At 70.4% G+C, this 15,408-nt stretch carries 11 protein-coding genes; 6 read left to right on the forward strand and 5 right to left on the reverse strand.

Annotated features, from left to right (window positions below):
- Positions 1-312: 312 nt before the first annotated feature.
- The 3 genes from E4099_RS17020 to E4099_RS17030 all read right to left on the reverse strand — a co-directional run bounded on the left by E4099_RS17020 (position 313) and on the right by E4099_RS17030 (position 3,371).
- Positions 313-669 (reverse strand): tetratricopeptide repeat protein, encoded by a 357-nt coding sequence (locus E4099_RS17020; protein WP_135339923.1) that lies wholly within the window; start codon positions 667-669, stop codon positions 313-315.
- A 360-nt stretch (positions 670-1,029) separates the two neighbouring features.
- Positions 1,030-2,070, reverse strand: a complete 1,041-nt coding sequence (locus E4099_RS17025; protein ID WP_135339924.1) for a vWA domain-containing protein — start codon at positions 2,068-2,070, stop codon at positions 1,030-1,032.
- 266 nt (positions 2,071-2,336) lie between these two features.
- A complete protein-coding gene (locus E4099_RS17030; protein ID WP_135339925.1) occupies positions 2,337-3,371 on the reverse strand; it encodes a GlxA family transcriptional regulator in 1,035 nt (344 codons plus the stop codon).
- A 122-nt stretch (positions 3,372-3,493) separates the two neighbouring features.
- Here E4099_RS17030 and E4099_RS17035 point away from each other — a divergent pair, with 122 nt between their 5' ends.
- Positions 3,494-4,078: a cysteine hydrolase family protein gene (locus E4099_RS17035; RefSeq protein WP_135339926.1), complete on the forward strand. Its 585-nt coding sequence runs from the start codon at positions 3,494-3,496 to the stop codon at positions 4,076-4,078.
- The gene (locus tag E4099_RS17040) at positions 4,078-4,806 is read left to right on the forward strand and encodes an isochorismatase family protein (protein WP_135339927.1); all 729 of its coding nucleotides are present in this window, start codon (positions 4,078-4,080) and stop codon (positions 4,804-4,806) included. The genes E4099_RS17035 and E4099_RS17040 overlap by 1 nt, the downstream gene beginning before the upstream one ends.
- A 441-nt stretch (positions 4,807-5,247) precedes the next feature.
- On the opposite strand, the gene E4099_RS17050 is transcribed toward E4099_RS17040, so the two are convergent.
- A complete protein-coding gene (locus E4099_RS17050; protein WP_135339928.1) occupies positions 5,248-5,796 on the reverse strand; it encodes a GNAT family N-acetyltransferase in 549 nt (182 codons plus the stop codon).
- Between the two features lie 173 nt (positions 5,797-5,969).
- Here E4099_RS17050 and E4099_RS17055 point away from each other — a divergent pair, with 173 nt between their 5' ends.
- The gene (locus E4099_RS17055; RefSeq protein WP_135339929.1) at positions 5,970-7,487 is read left to right on the forward strand and encodes a hypothetical protein; all 1,518 of its coding nucleotides are present in this window, start codon (positions 5,970-5,972) and stop codon (positions 7,485-7,487) included.
- Positions 7,488-8,612: 1,125 nt separating this feature from the next.
- On the opposite strand, the gene E4099_RS17065 is transcribed toward E4099_RS17055, so the two are convergent.
- Positions 8,613-11,657 (reverse strand): CHAT domain-containing protein, encoded by a 3,045-nt coding sequence (locus E4099_RS17065; protein WP_135339931.1) that lies wholly within the window; start codon positions 11,655-11,657, stop codon positions 8,613-8,615.
- A 180-nt stretch (positions 11,658-11,837) separates the two neighbouring features.
- On the opposite strand from E4099_RS17065, the gene E4099_RS17070 reads away from it, so the two are divergent.
- From E4099_RS17070 to E4099_RS17080, 3 genes are all read left to right on the forward strand, one after another.
- Positions 11,838-12,287 carry a hypothetical protein gene (locus tag E4099_RS17070; RefSeq protein ID WP_135339932.1) on the forward strand — a complete coding sequence of 150 codons (450 nt, stop codon included), beginning with the start codon at positions 11,838-11,840 and terminating at the stop codon, positions 12,285-12,287.
- Between the two features lie 304 nt (positions 12,288-12,591).
- Positions 12,592-13,806 carry a glycosyltransferase gene (locus E4099_RS17075; protein WP_167828403.1) on the forward strand — a complete coding sequence of 405 codons (1,215 nt, stop codon included), beginning with the start codon at positions 12,592-12,594 and terminating at the stop codon, positions 13,804-13,806.
- 510 nt (positions 13,807-14,316) lie between these two features.
- Positions 14,317-14,895, forward strand: a complete 579-nt coding sequence (locus E4099_RS17080; RefSeq protein WP_135339933.1) for a hypothetical protein — start codon at positions 14,317-14,319, stop codon at positions 14,893-14,895.
- Positions 14,896-15,408: the final 513 nt, after the last annotated feature.

Genomic DNA, 15,408 nt, shown 5'->3' on the forward strand with positions numbered 1-15,408 from the left:
CCCCAGCCCCGCCCGCGGCGATTCCGCGCGGACCGGCCCGCTGTGTGCCTGGTCGACCGCGCCGGCGCGACGCCCCGGGCGGGCCGGACCACCCGGGGGCGACGCTTTCCAGCGTCCCCCGGGCCGCCGTCGAGGACCGCCGCCGCGGACGCAACCCGTGCCGCTCCAGCACGGTCGGCCCTCTCTCGTGGACCGTGGCCCGAAGAGGCCCGCCGCAGGCCAAAAGTCCCAGAGAAGTGGCACCGGTGCCGCCGCACCCCTCCTTTGACCCGCTGAAGCGCAGGTCAAAGGCGGTGCGGCGGCATTCACTCATCACTCGTCCGCGAAGTCACCGGCGAGTGCGGACGCGATGCGCAGATGGGGCTGGGCCTCCTCGGTGCGTCCCTGGCGCTCCAGGGTGCGGCCCAGCATGAGCCGGGCGTAGTACTCGACCGGGTCGCGTTCTGTGATGATCCGCAACTCCGCCTCCGCGCGCCGCAGCTGAGCCGAGTGGTAGTAGGCGCGGGCCAGCAGCAGCCGGGGCCCTGTCTGCTCGGGCACCTCCTCGACCAGTCCGCCGAGCACCTGGGCCGCGGCGGCGTAGTCCTTGGCGCTGAAGAACAGCTGAGCACGTTCCCAGCGCTCAGCCGGTGTCCCGTGGGTGTAGTAGGCGCTGTCGGTGGTGTTCACTGGTGACCTCCTTGTCACCGGCAACCGCGGCCGACGGTTGAATATTCCACCAATATTTCATTGCTGGTCACGCTCGGCCCGACGCCGGCACGCTCGGTAACCAGAGAAAGCGGTCGGCGGCGGCCGCGTCTTGGTCGGGCATACCGCCCAAGGCGCGGTCAGCGGTCGGGACGGTAGGCCCGCCGATGGCGCCGACCAAGCGCTCGAACGCGCTGAGCCCTCCTCGATGCCACGGGCCTGTCCGGCATGATCACGCCGGATAGGCCCGTGCCATGTCGGCGCCGCCCGTTCCGTACCTCGCTCCCAGCCGAGGCCGGCCTGTCCCGCCAGTGGGAGTGGCGGGGCTCCCCCAAGAGGGCGTCAGAGCATCAGCAGCAGTCGCGTGTTCGGTACGAGCTTGCGGTTCACGCTGGTGCTCTGCACGAAGATGGTGAAGTCGTCGTTGTGGTCCGGCTTGACGCGCACTTCCATGTCCGGCAGACCGAGCAGGGCCCGGGCTTCCGGCCCCGTGTACACACGGTCCGTCTTCTTCTCCAGCACCGCGATCTGCTTCTGCGCCTGGACCTTCTCCGACTTGCTCAGCTGATAGTACGCACAACCGGTACGGAAAGTGTGCCCGCATTCTATGACCCATTCCCGGATGGCCGCATCGCGAGCCACCGGAATGAGCTGGTACTTCGACGGATCCACCGGGGTGAGACCGGCTGCCTTGATGGTGTCCTTGTTGACCGCCTCCGCGCCGGTGGAGAACACCGCCCGCGATCCCCGAATACCCCGGGCTCGGCCCACCATGAAGTTTTCGGTGGCCTGCTGGATGACCTGCCCGGCCTCTTCCAGGCCCTGCGTGCTCGTCGCGTCCCAGATGGCGATGTTGTCCTTCGGGAAACCGCACTGCATGGCCTCGCGCTTGCCCATCTGGTCCGGCACGAGGACGGCCAGGGTCCAGTTGTCCTCCTGCGTCGCCATCATCGTGGACACCGCCTTCACCAGCTCACGCGGAACCGTGGAGGGAGCGTCCGGGCACCGGTGACTTGCGTTCTCCTGTCCGTCGGTCAGAACGAACGTCAAGAAGCTGTGGTCGCCGTAAAGCTGGGCCGTCTGCGCCAGCTCCCGCTGCGACTTCAGCGTGGCCGCCAGCAGAGCAGTCATTCCACCGGGCCGGTACAACTGCTTCAGGGACGGCATTCGCAGCACGTCCTTGTCGTAGATGACGCACTCCACCTTGTCCGCGAAGACGTACACCGTGACTCGGGTTTCCTGGTCCAGTTCCTGCGACCGGCGGGCCAGATAGGAGATCTGCTGGTCGGCTACTTCGACGACCTTGCGGCTCAGGTGCGACATGGACGAACTCGCGTCCAGCACAAGAGCGACGTGATTGATGTAGTTCTGGTTTCCGGACATGAGACGCCCCCTCTTTGTCTTTCCGACTTGATGCTTCGATCCTGCCACCCACCACTGACAATCGACCTCGGCCCAGGTCGGACACGGAGCCCACCGCATCCGTCGCACAGCGAACACCCGCCGCGCCGTGCCTTCGGGATCGACCCGGCGCGGAGCCAGGGGCGGCGGTCGCCAGGGGGACCGCGCCGGGCGGGGAGTCCTGCCCCCGGGCCGGCTGCCCGGCGGTGACCGCGGGACGGGCCGGGGACGCGCGTACGGCAGTGGCCTCAGGGCGCCGGCGGCACCCTGAACCGCTGCCGGTACTCCGTCGGAGTCGTGTTCAGGCGGCGGCGGAACGCCCGCACCAGGGTGTCCACCGTGCCGAAACCGCAGACGGACGCGACGCGTTCCACGGTGGCGTCCGAGGACTCCAGTTCGTGGCGGGCCTTCTCCACACGGACGGACTCGACGTAGGCGTGCGGGGTCATGCCCAGCTCGGTCTTGAAGAGCCGGGTCAGATGCCGGTCGCTGACGTGCGCGTACGCGGCGAGGTCCACGACCGTCAGCGGTTCGCCGATGTGGCGCAGGATGTGGTGCCGCAGTTCCTCGATGCGGCGCGTCGCGGCGACCTGCTCCAACGGCACGCTGAACTGGCTCTGCCCGCTGGGGCGCTTGAGGTACATGACCAGTTGCCGGGCCACGCGCAGGGCGACGGCCTCGCCGAGGTCGTCGGCGATCAGGGCGAGGGACAGGTCGAGGCAGGCGCTGATCCCGGCCCCGGTCCACACGTCGTCCTCCCGGATGAAGATCGGGTCGGCGTCCACCATCACGGCCGGATGGTCGGCGGCCAGCTGCCGCGCGGTCGACCAGTGGGTGGTGGCGCGCTTGCCGTCGAGCAGGCCCGCGGCGGCGAGCAGGTGGGCGCCCACGCACACGGAGGTGACCCGATGCGTACGAGCGGCGAGGACCTTGACCCATTCGACCAAGCCGGGGTCGACGAGGGCATGGACGCGGCGCTCGTCGTCGACCTCCACCGCTCCGGGCACGATGAGCGTATCGATGCCGTACCCGGCGGCCTCCTCGAAGGTGAGGTCGGGCAGCACGCGGACCCCGGCTCCGGTGGTGACGGGGGCCATGGTCTCGGCGGCGAGGAGGACCCGATAGCCCGCGGCCTCCTCGGTCTCGCGCAGGGCGAGCGAGAACACCTCCGGCGGCCCGGTGACGTCGAGCAGGTCGACGCCGTCGAAGAGCAGGATGACGACGAGGCGTCGGACGGTGTCCGGCACGGGGCCCCCAGTGGTTGCCAGCAGGTCGATCGGCATGTCGGTTTCTGCGGGTTGGACGTCATTGTCGACACCCGCAGCCGGACCATAGCTTGGCAGACATGGCCCGGCGGACCACTCGGGCCGCACTTCACACCCCCTGTTGCGAAGGCGGTACACCCATGTCCAGAACCACCCTGCGTGAGCTCAACGGCTTCGATCAGACGCCCGCCAAGCTGGCCGGCTCGACCCTGATCCTGATCGACTTCCAGAACACCTACACCCAGGGCGTCATGGAACTCGACGGCTGGGAGCAATCCCTCGACGCCGCCGCGCGACTGCTGTTCAGGGCTCGCCAGGAGGGCGCGAAGGTCGTGCATGTCGTCAACGACGGCGGCGAGGGCACCCCGTACGACATCCGTGCCGAGATCGGCCGGATCCACCCGAAGGTCGCGCCGGTGGACGGCGAGCCGGTCGTCGTCAAACAGGTCCCGAACGCCTTCGTCGGCACGGACCTGGCCACGCACCTCAGCGAGGGCCAGGACGTCGTCATCACGGGTTGGATGACCCACATGTGCGTGGCGTTCACCGCGCAGGGCGCGTTCCTGGGCGGCCACCGCCCCACCGTCGTCGCCGAAGCCTGCGCGACCCGCTCGCTCCCGGTCGCGGGCACCGACGTCCCGGCCGACCAGGTGCACCGCAGCGCCCTTGCCACCATCGCCGACCTGTACGGCGTCGTCGTCCAGTCCCAGAAGGAGATCGCCTGATGAAGCGCCTGCGTTCAGCTGCCGTGTGGGGCGCCGCCGCCGTGCTCGCCGCCACCCTGACGGCGTGCGGCACGAACTCCGAGGCCGCCACGCGCACCGACGCCCGCGAGGGGAAGCCGACCCCCACCGCGGACCGCAACCACGCGAAGGACACGACGACCTTGCGCCGGCTCATGGACCTGGACGAGACCCAGGCGAAGCTGTCCGACGCCACGCTGGTCCTCGTCGACTACCAGAACGTCTACACCGGCGGCACGATGGAACTCACCGGCTGGCGCGAGGCGGTGAAGAACACCGCGGCCCTGCTGGAGCGGGCCCGCAAGGCGGGCACGCCGGTCATCCACATCGTCGAGAAGGGCTACGACCTCACCTCGAAGGCCGGGCAGATCATTCCGGCGCTCAAGCCGGTCAAGGGCGAGGCCGTCGTCGAGAAGGCCGTTCCGAACGGCTTCCACCAGACGAACCTGGCTGCGGAGTTGAAGAAGACCGGCCGCAAGAACGTCATCATCGCGGGCTTTATGACGCACATGTGCACTCTGTTCACCACCGAGGGCGCGGTCTACAACGGCTACAACCCCACCGTGGTCGGCGACGCCTCCGCGACCCGGCCGCTGCCGGTGAACGGCAACCCGGCCGGCATCCCCGCCAAGCAGGTACACGAGGCAGCGCTCGCCACGGTCCAGGACCGCTACGGCGTTGTCGTTCCCCATCAGCGCGACATCAGCTGACATCCTCGCCGCCCGGGAGGGCGGCGCTTCCCGCCCACCGCTCCGTTGAAGGCCGTGGTGCCGGCTGGGTTCCCACTGCACCGCGCCGTGCCGGAACGACTCCCGGCCCTTGCCGCGCTCCACGGGCTGACACGGCCAGTCCGGCCGCCTTGGCGACGTCGACGGCCGCGCTGACGTCCCGGTCCAGGACGGCCCCACAGCCCCCGCACGTCCACATACGGACGTGCGGGGCTTGCCCTTAGGCCGCTGTCGCGCTCGGTGAGGTCCAGGCCGAGGCGTTCACTGACGAGCCGGACCAGCTCGCGGGCGGTGTGGGTGCCGGTGCCGTACGTGTGGTGGTCGGTCACGGCAGACAGATCCTGGGCCGCGAGGCTTGCGCGGCGTTCGACGAGACGGCCGCGTTCCAAGCGGGCTCCGGCTCGGACGAGGTGAGGAGGTGCATCACAGCGCGTCGTTCAGCAGCGAATAGACGAACATGTCCCGGTGTTCGTCGCCCACTCGCTGGCACCCGCGCAGCAGCCCCTCACGGTGGAACCCCGCACGCTCGGCAGTACGCACGGAAGCCGTGTTCCACGGCTCCACCCACAGTTCAAGCCGGGGAATCCGCAGATCACGCAAGGCCCAGCCGACCACCGCACCGACAGCGGCCGCAGCGGCACCCTGACCCCGCGCCGATTTCACGACCCAGTAGCCCAGTGAGGCACGGCCCTGTTCCAGGTTCTTCAGCCACAGTCCCACCTGACCCACCGGCCGCCCTCCCGGTGACACGACCACGAACGTATACCCGGTCCTCGTGGTCGCCCGGCCCCACTGCCGTTCGACGAACGCGATGCCCGCTGGCTCGGAGTACGGCGAGGGCACCGTCGTCACCAGCGGAATGTAGTCGTCGTCCGCTGCCTCGCGGACCAGTGGAAGATCCGAGAGGCGCCACGACCGAAGGGCGAACCCGCCGTCCGCCGCGAGTTCAGGCACAACAAGAGGCTGCTCCATCCCCCCATGCTGCCCTGGCCGGCCTCGCTCCGGACCCGTGACCCGGCTGTGCGGACCGGATCGGCCAGTCAGTCGCCCAGGTACGAGCCGATCAGTGTCGAGGCGCCCTGCCGGCAACTGGCCGGCCCGCACGGCACCGAACCCATGCCGCACGTGTGAGGCAGGATGCCTGTGTGCATCACATCCTGTGCGGGCTGGCCGCGAACCCAGCCCTGTCGTCCGAACTGGTCGACCGGCTGATATCCGTCGCCGACGACGACATCGCCATGGACCTCGCCTGTCGCGCGGACCTCAGCCGTGCACAGGCGGTCGCCTTGGCCGAACGCGTCGAGGACAGCGCGGTGCGGCTCGCGTACCAGGGTCGGCTGAGTGCCGCCGACGTCGATCCCGCCGTCTGGCCGGAGGCCGCCCTCGCCCTGCTCGAACAGGGCGTCGGCCGCCCGGAGTGGGCGCGGCTCCTCGCGGTGGATCCCGCCCCGGAGCGCAGGGAGAAGCTGGCGGCCTGCCGTGGTCTCCCGTCCGACGTGGTGGAGCTGCTCGCGGCGGACCCGGATGTCTCGGTTGTCGCCGAACTCGCCTTGTGGACCACCCCGGACATGGCCGAAAGGCTCGCGGCGCACCCGCATGCGGAGGTCCGCCGCGCGGTGGCGGGCAACGAGGCGACACCCCCGGCCGCATTGGCAGCGCTGGTGACCGGGGAGGGGTTGCCCGCGGCAGAACGCTGCCTGGTCTGTGACCGGGAGGAGATCCCCTTCGTCCACGATCGGCAGTGCCCACGGCCCGACTGCGCCCTGCCGCCGGGCGCCTCCTGCGACGGCACCCACGAGTCCACCGTCCACGACATGCGGGTGGCGGCACTGCGCAACCCAGCCACCCCCACCGAGGCCGCCCTCGGCTTCGTGGACCATCCGTCGATGCTGTTGCGCTGGGCGCTCGCCACCCGCCAGGACCTGCCCCGGCACGCCTGCGCACGGCTCGCCTCGGACCCCACTCCCGGTGTCCGGGCCGACCTCGCCGAGAATCCCGCGATCGACGATTCCCTGATCCGCGCGTTGGCCGCCGACCGCGACCCCGAGGTGCGCCGCCGACTCGCCCACCATCCCCGCGTCCCGCTCGACGTGCTCACCCACCTGGCCCGGACCACCAAGGTCGGCGCCTCTCCGCTGCCCCGCATCGCCACCTCCTCTCCCGCCGAGGTCGAAGAGCTGGCCATGTCACCGGACCCGGCTGCCCGCATGCTCGTGGCCCAGCGACGCGATCTGCCACCCGCGGTACGCGACAGGCTGGCCGACGACCCCGACGCGAAGGTGGTCAAGGCCCTCGCTCCGCACCCGGGTCTCACCGAAGCGCAGTTGCGCGCCATGGTCGAGCGGCACGGGGCCCATGTTCTGGCGAAGGTGGCCGCCAACCCGGACGCGCCCCCGGCGCTGCTGGAGGACCTGGTACGGCACCAACCGGCCGCGCAGAAGGCATTCCGCGAGATTGCCCGACATCCCAGGGCGACGACCCCGGCGCTGCTCGTCTGCCTGGCGGACAAACGGGCCAGATCCATGGCCGCCGGCCATCCGGCGCTCCCACCAGCGGTCATCGCAGAGCTGCTCGCCGACGCGGACTGGCAGGTGGTGGAAGCAGCGGCTGCCAACCCCTCCCTGCCGCTTGACGCGGTATCGGGCCTGCTGGGCCGGCCATGAGCGCACCGCCCGCCAAGCCGACCGTCGACTCGCTCGGCGAACTGGTACACGCCCGGCACGCCTGGAACCGCCACGATCCCCGAGTGCCGCGACCAGGCGGTCAGCCGCCCCGACGGGAGTATGCCGGGTGGCCCTCGGCTCTGTCTGTTCCCGGGATGCCGTAGCGGTGATCCGGAGGCCGGCGCCGTCGAAGACGGCCCGAGGCCACCCAGGATCGCGGACGTGCCGCCCGATGCCGTCAGAGGCCGGTCACAGCGCTTCTGCGGACCGTCTGACCGTTCGCCAACGCGGGGCATCGCCATCAGGAAGGTCCGGGGAGGCGAAGTGGAACGGCACACCGAGACGGCTGGCCAGCGCCTGGCCGGCAGCGGCTGCGGCAGCGCCCGGAGAAGAACCCTCGGAGTGGTACACGGTTGCCAAGTGCCCGTCCCCCTCTGGGTCGTCCAAGACCGCGACCAGCACCACGAACCAGTCGTGCACGGTATCGCCGTCCCAGAGAGCCTCCACCGCAGCCACACGGCCTGATAGGGCTGTGGCGCGGCCTGCGAGTGAGGGAATGTCGAGCGGGTCAGGAGGCGTTCGCTGCACTTGGTCGCCGAGAGCCTCGTACCGCGAGTGGACCACACACTCCGCTTCGTGCAGGCCCAACTCCAACGGACGCAGGGCCTCCCACGCGGACCTGACTGCCGAGATCCGTCGGTCGCGCAGTACGTCGGCGTCGACCTCTTGACGAGTCCGCTCGTCCAGATAGGCCCACCAGCCGCTCACTGGGCCACCAGCCGGGGTATCAAGGCGTGCGTCACAGGTTCGAACATACGTCAGCGGGCGATGGTGCCCACGGCTGGCATCCGGCGCTGTCCGAAGCCTCGCCGGGCTCGTGGAACAGGCGGACCGCCTCAGAGGTTGTGCTGCCTCACCTGAGACGAGCGCTGAGTGGTCTGTCCTGGAATGCCTTGAGGCACTCCATCGCGTCTTGACGGAGCTGGAGGTTGCCGGGCGGACGAAGTGGACAACCTGATCACCCATAAAGTGCTCAATCTTCCTCAGTCGCCCACCACCGCAACACCGGCACTTCCCGAACACACCTGGTCGCCCTGCGCGCCTGCCCGGGCGCCGGCAGGTCTTCTACGGGCCGATGTGGACGTAGCCGGCCCATCTGGCCGGGAGTCGTGGGTAGCGGTTCCGCAGGTCGACCGCTGCAGTGTGCAAGGCCTGTGCCGCCTGATCCGCGTCAAGGCCGGGCGGCATGTTGCGGTAGAACAGGCGCGCTGTTTCGGTGGCCGTACCGGCGGTGACACGCCACAGGGTGCCGATGACATGGCGGAACCCCGCCGCGTGGACGGCGGAGCCCAGATGGATCACCTCGTCCGCCAGGGCCGAGCCGACGAGTACCGTCTCGCACGCCGACAGGTACGCCAGGTGGCCCTGGCGTGACCTTGCCGCGAGCACCTCGCCCGCGGTCAGTGGGCCGTCGGACAGATGCAGGGCGCTGTCGACGGGGTGGGCCGCGTAGCTGCTTGCATGGCAGGCGATGTGGACCCAGCCGACATCGCGGAACGCTGCCAGCACACCGGCCCGGGAGGCCGCCGCGCCGGACAGGTGACCGAAGGCCGGGAAGCGGTCTGCCAGCCGGGTGGCCTCCGCCGCGGCACCGGGGAGTGGCGGCAGACCAGGTACGTCCGCGATGGCGACCACCCGACCGGTCAGCCCCGCGTCCCGCGGGCGCCGGGCCTGTGCCGCGCGCAGCGCCCTGATCGTCGGCGCGTACGACGACACCGCCCTGTCGAGTGCGGCCGCGTGCAATGGCAGCGCGGCGAGAAGGCCCGTCGGGATCCACCACACCCGCTCGTGCGCTTCCAGGTGTTCGAACACCGGCGCTACGACGGCGTCCCGCAGCCAGGACAGCGTCTGCCGCAACGGTTCCTGCGCTTCGGCGGTCGCCTCCTCGTCCTCCGGGGACAACTCCGCGAACGGCAGCGTGGCGAGGAACCGCGTCGCTCGCTGCCGCACCTCCGCGTCCGACAGGTCCGGCAGCGGCACCACCGCCACCCCGCCGTCGGTCAGCACGAGCGCATCGCAGCCGAATCGGCTCACATTGACCGTGATCACCGGGCCGTTGACGGCCACGCCGACCAGGTCCCAGAGACGGGGCGGCGCGAGGAAGTCCGAGAATCCCGGCACCTTCCGGATCGCCGCGACGGTCCTGTCCCACTCCCGCACGAGCCCGATCCGGCGGTCGGTCACGCTCGGGACACCCGGCGGCGCAGGGAGGTGCGGGTCCACCTCGGTGGCCAGCCGGTCACCGGCATCGCGCAGTGCTTCTGCCAGCGAGGGTTCCACCTCCGCCAGTCGGCCGAGGTCGTGCTGCGTGTCCAGGATGTCCCCGATCAGCAGCCCGCGACCCTGCTCCAGCAGTTCCAGTGCTCGCACGGGCTCGCCGTTGCGGATCGCTGCCGCGGCCGCGTCTGTCGCCAGCCCGGCGAGTTGGGACAGCTGCCGCAGATGGTCGTCGTGGCTCAGGTGCCGCGCGGCGATTTTGGGGAGCAGGCCGATCGCGAGGCCGTATGCCTCGTCGGCGACCTCCCAGAGCTCCGCCTGCGCCGAGAACTGTCCCCGCGCCTTCGCCGCGATCAGCCGGAACAGCGTCGGCACCGTGTCCACCGCCGCCGCCCGCCCCAGACACGACAACGCCTCGCTCAGATCGCCGGCATGCCCGTTTCGGTGGAAACGGTCGTGCAGCGCGAACCCGAGCTCCGCCTCATGCGCTCCGCGGTGCAGGCCGTGCAGGCCCGCGGTCAGCTCGCGCAGCCGGTCGATGTGCTCGTCCGCGAACTCGCCCCCGTACGCCCGCGCCCGCGCGTGCAGCGCGTCCACCAGATCGTGCAGCGCGGCCGCCCGCTCGTCCCCGACCGACCCGTCGAGTCGCGTCCGGGAACTGGCGATCACCGCGTCGACCTCGCCCAGAAACATCGAATCGGCAAGGACGTCCTCACTCGCCAGCTCGGCCAGATGGCCGTACGGCAGGTCGAAGAACGACCGCAGCGTGCCGGCCTCCCCACCGCGGTTGTGAAGCATGCGCATCGCCAGCGCCATGGTGTTCGCCCGGTGATCGCCGACCGCCTCGGCACGGCGCTGCAGCGCGGTCGCCGCGGCGGCGAATCCCGGCGCGTCCCGCGGGTTGTCCCGGTACCGGTCGACCGTGCCCATGTGCAGGGCGATGGCCTCATCCAGGTCGGACAGGTGCCCTGACACCCGGTAGCGCAACACCAGCAGCTCGCACAGCCCCTGCACGCACGCGTCCCGGGACGACTCCGTATCCGCTTGCCCGTACGCGACCCGGAAGGCCGCGATGCCCTCGTCCACGTCGGCCGAGCCGGGGGCGAGCAGAGCTCGCTGCCACAGCGCGTACCCGAGGGCCCCGAAGTGCCTGGTGCCCTCCTCGCCCGATGTCTCCATTCCCTGGGTGATCTCGCGCAGAGCTTCCACCGCGACGTCGAGCGGGCCGGGGTCACCCGTGCGGTGGTACTCCTCCACCGCCCGCACAGCGACCTCGTACCCCGAGGTGCGAGGTGTCAGCCGGCTGAGGTACTCCTGCGCCATGGCCGTGTCCACGTCGAGGTCAGTCCGCTCCCGGACCAGGTGCACCAGGCGGGCGAACATCTGGGCGCAGGGCGTCGCCGCCGGGCCCGGGCCGGGAAGCTCCGCGAGCACCTGACGCGCGGTCGCGAGCACCGCGGGCAGGTCCCGCCCGTCGCCGTCGCTGTCCAACAGCCGTGTGACCGCCGCCCCCAGGCCGGCCAGCACGTCCGGCAGCCTTACGCGCTCGGGTTCGGCGAGCAGGCCCACCATCTCCGGTGACCGCAACATCTCCAGGCATTGGTGGAACGCATGTACCGCCGCCTCCGCGTCGCTCGGGTGGCGGCCCCCCTGCTCGAAGCGGCCGGAGTGCGCGTCGCCCAGCCATTGGAGGGCGGCGTACCGCAGCGCGATGCCAGGATCCGCCGCGAGGAGCGCTGTGTAACACTCGATCGCGTCGTCGATGTCATCGGTCCGGCCGTCGGCGTCCGGCCGGTCGGCGTAGCGGGTCACGAACGCGTCACCGAGTCTGGCGAGGATGTCGAGATGGCCGTCGTCAGCCGGCCGCGTCCCCTCGCGAGCCAAGCGGAGCATGGCGACAGCCTCGTCGAGCAGTGCCGGGTCGTTGTCTGCCTCATACCGCGCGAGGAGCGCCGATCCACGCTCGTACCGGCGCCTGGCGCGCGTCGACCGACTCATTTGCTGCCCCCCGAGGCCGAATGACGGTCAGTCAAATATTCCATAGCGGATCGGCGAGCATGGCAGAATCCGCTCATGGAAGACGCCGAGACAGCCGAGGCCGTTGTCCCGCAACCCGGATCAGGTGGTGACCGGCTTTTCGGTGAGCTTTTGCTGGGTGCGATGGCCGGCTCGGCGCTTGCGCCGTTTGTTCAGGCCATCGCCACCAAGCTGGGCGAGGACGTCTACGGCAAGGTCAGGGACCTTCTGGCACGCCGCTCACGCGAGCCCGCCGAGCACATGCCGGGCGAGTCGCTCACTCTCGCCGACCCGCAGCGCGCGATCGTCATCCAACTCCCCGCCAGTCTCACCACCACCGAAGCAGCCGGCCTCGCCCAGGTCCGCCTGCCGGAGCGGACAGAAGCCGGTTGGGTGTACGTGCGGTACGACCCGCCGACCGGGAGGTGGCAGGCCACCCTCGTCCCGCAGCCGCCCACCGGCGCGATCGAGGTCCTGCCGCGGGACGGGGGCGCCACCGCCCCGTAGGTGGCAGGACGGTTCAGCGACCTTTGGCGGCTCGCCACCCGTCCCATCCGCGGAAGACGCCCACCTCGGTGCCGATCGCTGTGCCCGCACCTGCTCGATGCCGGGCCGGTCTGGTGGTCGCTCATTCACATCGTACGGACCTGCGGCCCGGATGCGGCCGGGCATTGCACCCGGCCAGGCGGTGGTCAAACCTCTCATCAGCGTCTTCGACGGCACCCCTCGGGCCACAGCCGCCAGGTGGGCTGCGGGATCCCCGCGGCCGGCGACGATGACAGGGCTGCGGGTCGCCGAGGAGAATCGCTCCATGCGTGTTCTGATCATCACCGCCGGTTCACAGGGAGACGTCGCGCCCTACACCGGACTGGGACGGCGGTTGCTGGACGCGGGCCACCAGGTCGCCGTGGCCGCTCATCCGTCCTTCGCCGCACTCGTCGACGGGTGCGGTCTCGACTACCGGCCTGTGCCGGGAGATCCGCAGGGGCTGATCCGGGACTGGGCCCGGGCGGCGTCGCGGGATGAGGCCCAGGCGCTGACGAGAGCGTACGCGGACGGGATCGCCGATGGGGTGGCGGAGGCAGTGGCGGCCGGAGCCGACCTGCTGCTCACGGCCTTCGGCCCGGCACCGCTCAGCCGGACGGCCGGCGAAGCGCTCGGCGTCCCCGTCATCGGCACCTACCTCGCGCCGGCGTTCGCCACCGGCCAGTTCCCGCTGCCCAACGCACGCAACACCGACGGCACCGGGCCGCAAGCCAACCTCGCTGCGGGCCGGGACGTGCTGAGGCGCGCGGAAGGGGTCTTCGCGAGTGCCGTGACCCGTCTGCGTGCCCGCCTCGGGCTGCCCGCCGACGCGCCCGTGGCACCGGTGGACGTCCGTCCGGTCTTCCACGGCTTCAGCCCGTTGGTGGTGCCGCGCCCCGAGGATTGGCCGTCCTGGGTCGACGTGGCGGGCTACTGGTGGCCCGCCCGGCCGAAGGGCTGGCAGCCTCCAACCGAACTGGTCGACTTCCTCCAGGCCGGTCCACCTCCGGTGTTCATCGGGTTCGGCAGTATGGCGGCGGGACAGGGGGAACGGCTCAGTGAGCTGGTGGCTGCGGCGGTTCAGCGGGCGGGTGTGCGTGCGGTGGTGCAGGCCGGCTGGGCTGAATTGAGCGGCTGCGGCGCCGACGTCCTGACCATTGGCGACGTCCCGCACGACTGGCTGTTCCCCCGTACCGCCGCCGTTGTCCATCACGCCGGGGCGGGTACCACCGCAGCCGGACTGCGGGCCGGAGTGCCCGCCGTACCCATTCCCGTCATGGCCGACCAGCCGTTCTGGGCGTCCCGGCTGTACGAGCTGGGAGCTTCCCCCCGACCTGTGCCGTTCCAGGACCTGACCGCCGAAGCCCTCGGCAACGCGATCACGGCCTGCCTGTCCGAGCCGACCCACCGCCGCCGCGCGTCCGAACTCGCCCGGGGGATCGCCGCGGAGGACGGCACCGCATCGCTGCTTGCCCACATCGACTCACCGTCCGCCGGGTGAAACGGGATCCACCGCCCTATTGCTGTGCCACTCCGCCAACGACCCAGCCATCGGCTCGAGAACCGGCTCGCCACCATCGAACGCGACACCGATACGGCCCCGCGAGGAGACCAGGTGGCTTCCGCGGCCGCGCTCTCATCCTTGACCAGCAGTGCGACCTCTTCCGCTGAGAGTCCGGTGACGGTCACGCTTACCCGCACGGGGCCCTGCTCGGCATGCCTGCGCTGCTGCATCGTGCCGCCAGTGCCGAGGTTCTCGGTGTACTGCGTGGTGCGTTCGCGCCCCAGCCCGGTTTCCTACAGCCGGGCCAGGGAGAGGCCGAGCACGAGGTAGGTGCGATCGCCAGGTTGGGACCGGGCATGCCGCCAGCGTTTCGGCCGTACGGGTGGACCGTGTTCGAACCGGGCTCCGCACCCCTTTGGGGCGCGGTCCCTTACGGGGCACATTCCCGGGTTCGGTGGTGGACGCCCCCGATAGGCCGGAGGGCGGCGGGCCTGTGAGTCTGCCGGTATGACTTCAAAACTCACGGGCGGCCAGGGCTCCGCGGTCGCCGCCCCGTTCCTGCTGATGCTGTATGGCCTGCTGAGACTCGTCGACGGGATGGACGGGGAACACGGACCCGGGCTTGCCTGGAACCTCGGGCACACTCTGTTCTTCATCGGCTTCCTGCTCTTCGGCGTGGCGACGGTCAGACTGCGGCAACTCGTTCCCGCCGCCACCATGCGCGGGCGCCTTGGCGCGAACGTGGCGGCGGCAGCCAGCCTGTTCGGCGTCGCCTGTTTCCTCTGGGTGATCCTCGGTGATCTGTTCACAGGCCTGGACACCGCGGCACCATTGCCTGAACCGCTGGAGATGATCGGGCCACTCGCATTCCAGTTGGGCTGGCTCACCTTGCTGGTCATGCCGGCGGCCGCGACCCCACGCCGGCTGCCCGCCTGGAGTCCCCTGCTGGTCCTCGTGGGGTTCCTTCTGTTCTCGGTCAACCTCGACCTGCTGCCGATCGGCGCATTGCTTCTGATGGCCGGACTGACTCCGGTGGCCCGCACCTCCGGGCCGATGCCCCCCACGGCACCAAAGGCAGCTGGGTGAGGACATACTCCATGAAGGCGTGGCACCGCGCGTCTGCTGGAAACGAAGCGAATCCATCCCCTCTTTCAGGGTGCAAGCCCGCATGGCGAGTGACGAGCGTCCCTGCTGGCCTTTCAAGAGCTCTCGGCGTGTGGGCTTTGACGGCGAGGGCGAGTAGCGGCCTGCGGCCCGGTGACCTTGCTCCGGTCTTGCCGTGTGGTGTCGGTCTGGTTCGGGGTTTGTGCGGTCAGTGGACGGGCTCGCCGGGGTGGCTGGGTCTGGCCGCTGTCGTGTGCTTGTTGCCTGCTGCTCTTCTGGGGCAAGTCGATGCGTTTGCGGCCCGTCGCCGTTGTCCGTGGCTGTGTGGTCGTGTGTCTGGTGCCTGATCGCCGCGGGCGTGATCGCCGTGCGTTCGGGGGTCCTGTCCGCGGTGGTCTCGGTGGTCGTGCTTGGGGTGGTTGGTGATCAGGGTTTGGGTGGTGCGGGTTGTTGTGTGAGGGGGCTTTCGTCAGCGTGGGGTGTGGGGTTGTGGGG

Origin of the sequence: Streptomyces palmae (genome assembly GCF_004684805.1) — a bacterium.
GTDB classification, from domain to species: Bacteria; Actinomycetota; Actinomycetes; order Streptomycetales; family Streptomycetaceae; genus Streptomyces; species Streptomyces palmae.

What these genes read in the sequence shown, in the direction of transcription:
- E4099_RS17025 (WP_135339924.1), bottom strand. Translation starts at nt 2,070, where the DNA reads ATGTCCGGAAACCAGAACTACATCAATCACGTCGCTCTTGTGCTGGAC.
- E4099_RS17030 (WP_135339925.1), bottom strand. Translation starts at nt 3,371, where the DNA reads ATGCCGATCGACCTGCTGGCAACCACTGGGGGCCCCGTGCCGGACACC.
- E4099_RS17035 (WP_135339926.1), top strand. Translation starts at nt 3,494, where the DNA reads ATGTCCAGAACCACCCTGCGTGAGCTCAACGGCTTCGATCAGACGCCC.
- E4099_RS17040 (WP_135339927.1), top strand. Translation starts at nt 4,078, where the DNA reads ATGAAGCGCCTGCGTTCAGCTGCCGTGTGGGGCGCCGCCGCCGTGCTC.
- E4099_RS17050 (WP_135339928.1), bottom strand. Translation starts at nt 5,796, where the DNA reads ATGGAGCAGCCTCTTGTTGTGCCTGAACTCGCGGCGGACGGCGGGTTC.
- E4099_RS17065 (WP_135339931.1), bottom strand. Translation starts at nt 11,657, where the DNA reads ATGCTCCGCTTGGCTCGCGAGGGGACGCGGCCGGCTGACGACGGCCAT.
- E4099_RS17070 (WP_135339932.1), top strand. Translation starts at nt 11,838, where the DNA reads ATGGAAGACGCCGAGACAGCCGAGGCCGTTGTCCCGCAACCCGGATCA.
- E4099_RS17075 (WP_167828403.1), top strand. Translation starts at nt 12,592, where the DNA reads ATGCGTGTTCTGATCATCACCGCCGGTTCACAGGGAGACGTCGCGCCC.
- E4099_RS17080 (WP_135339933.1), top strand. Translation starts at nt 14,317, where the DNA reads ATGACTTCAAAACTCACGGGCGGCCAGGGCTCCGCGGTCGCCGCCCCG.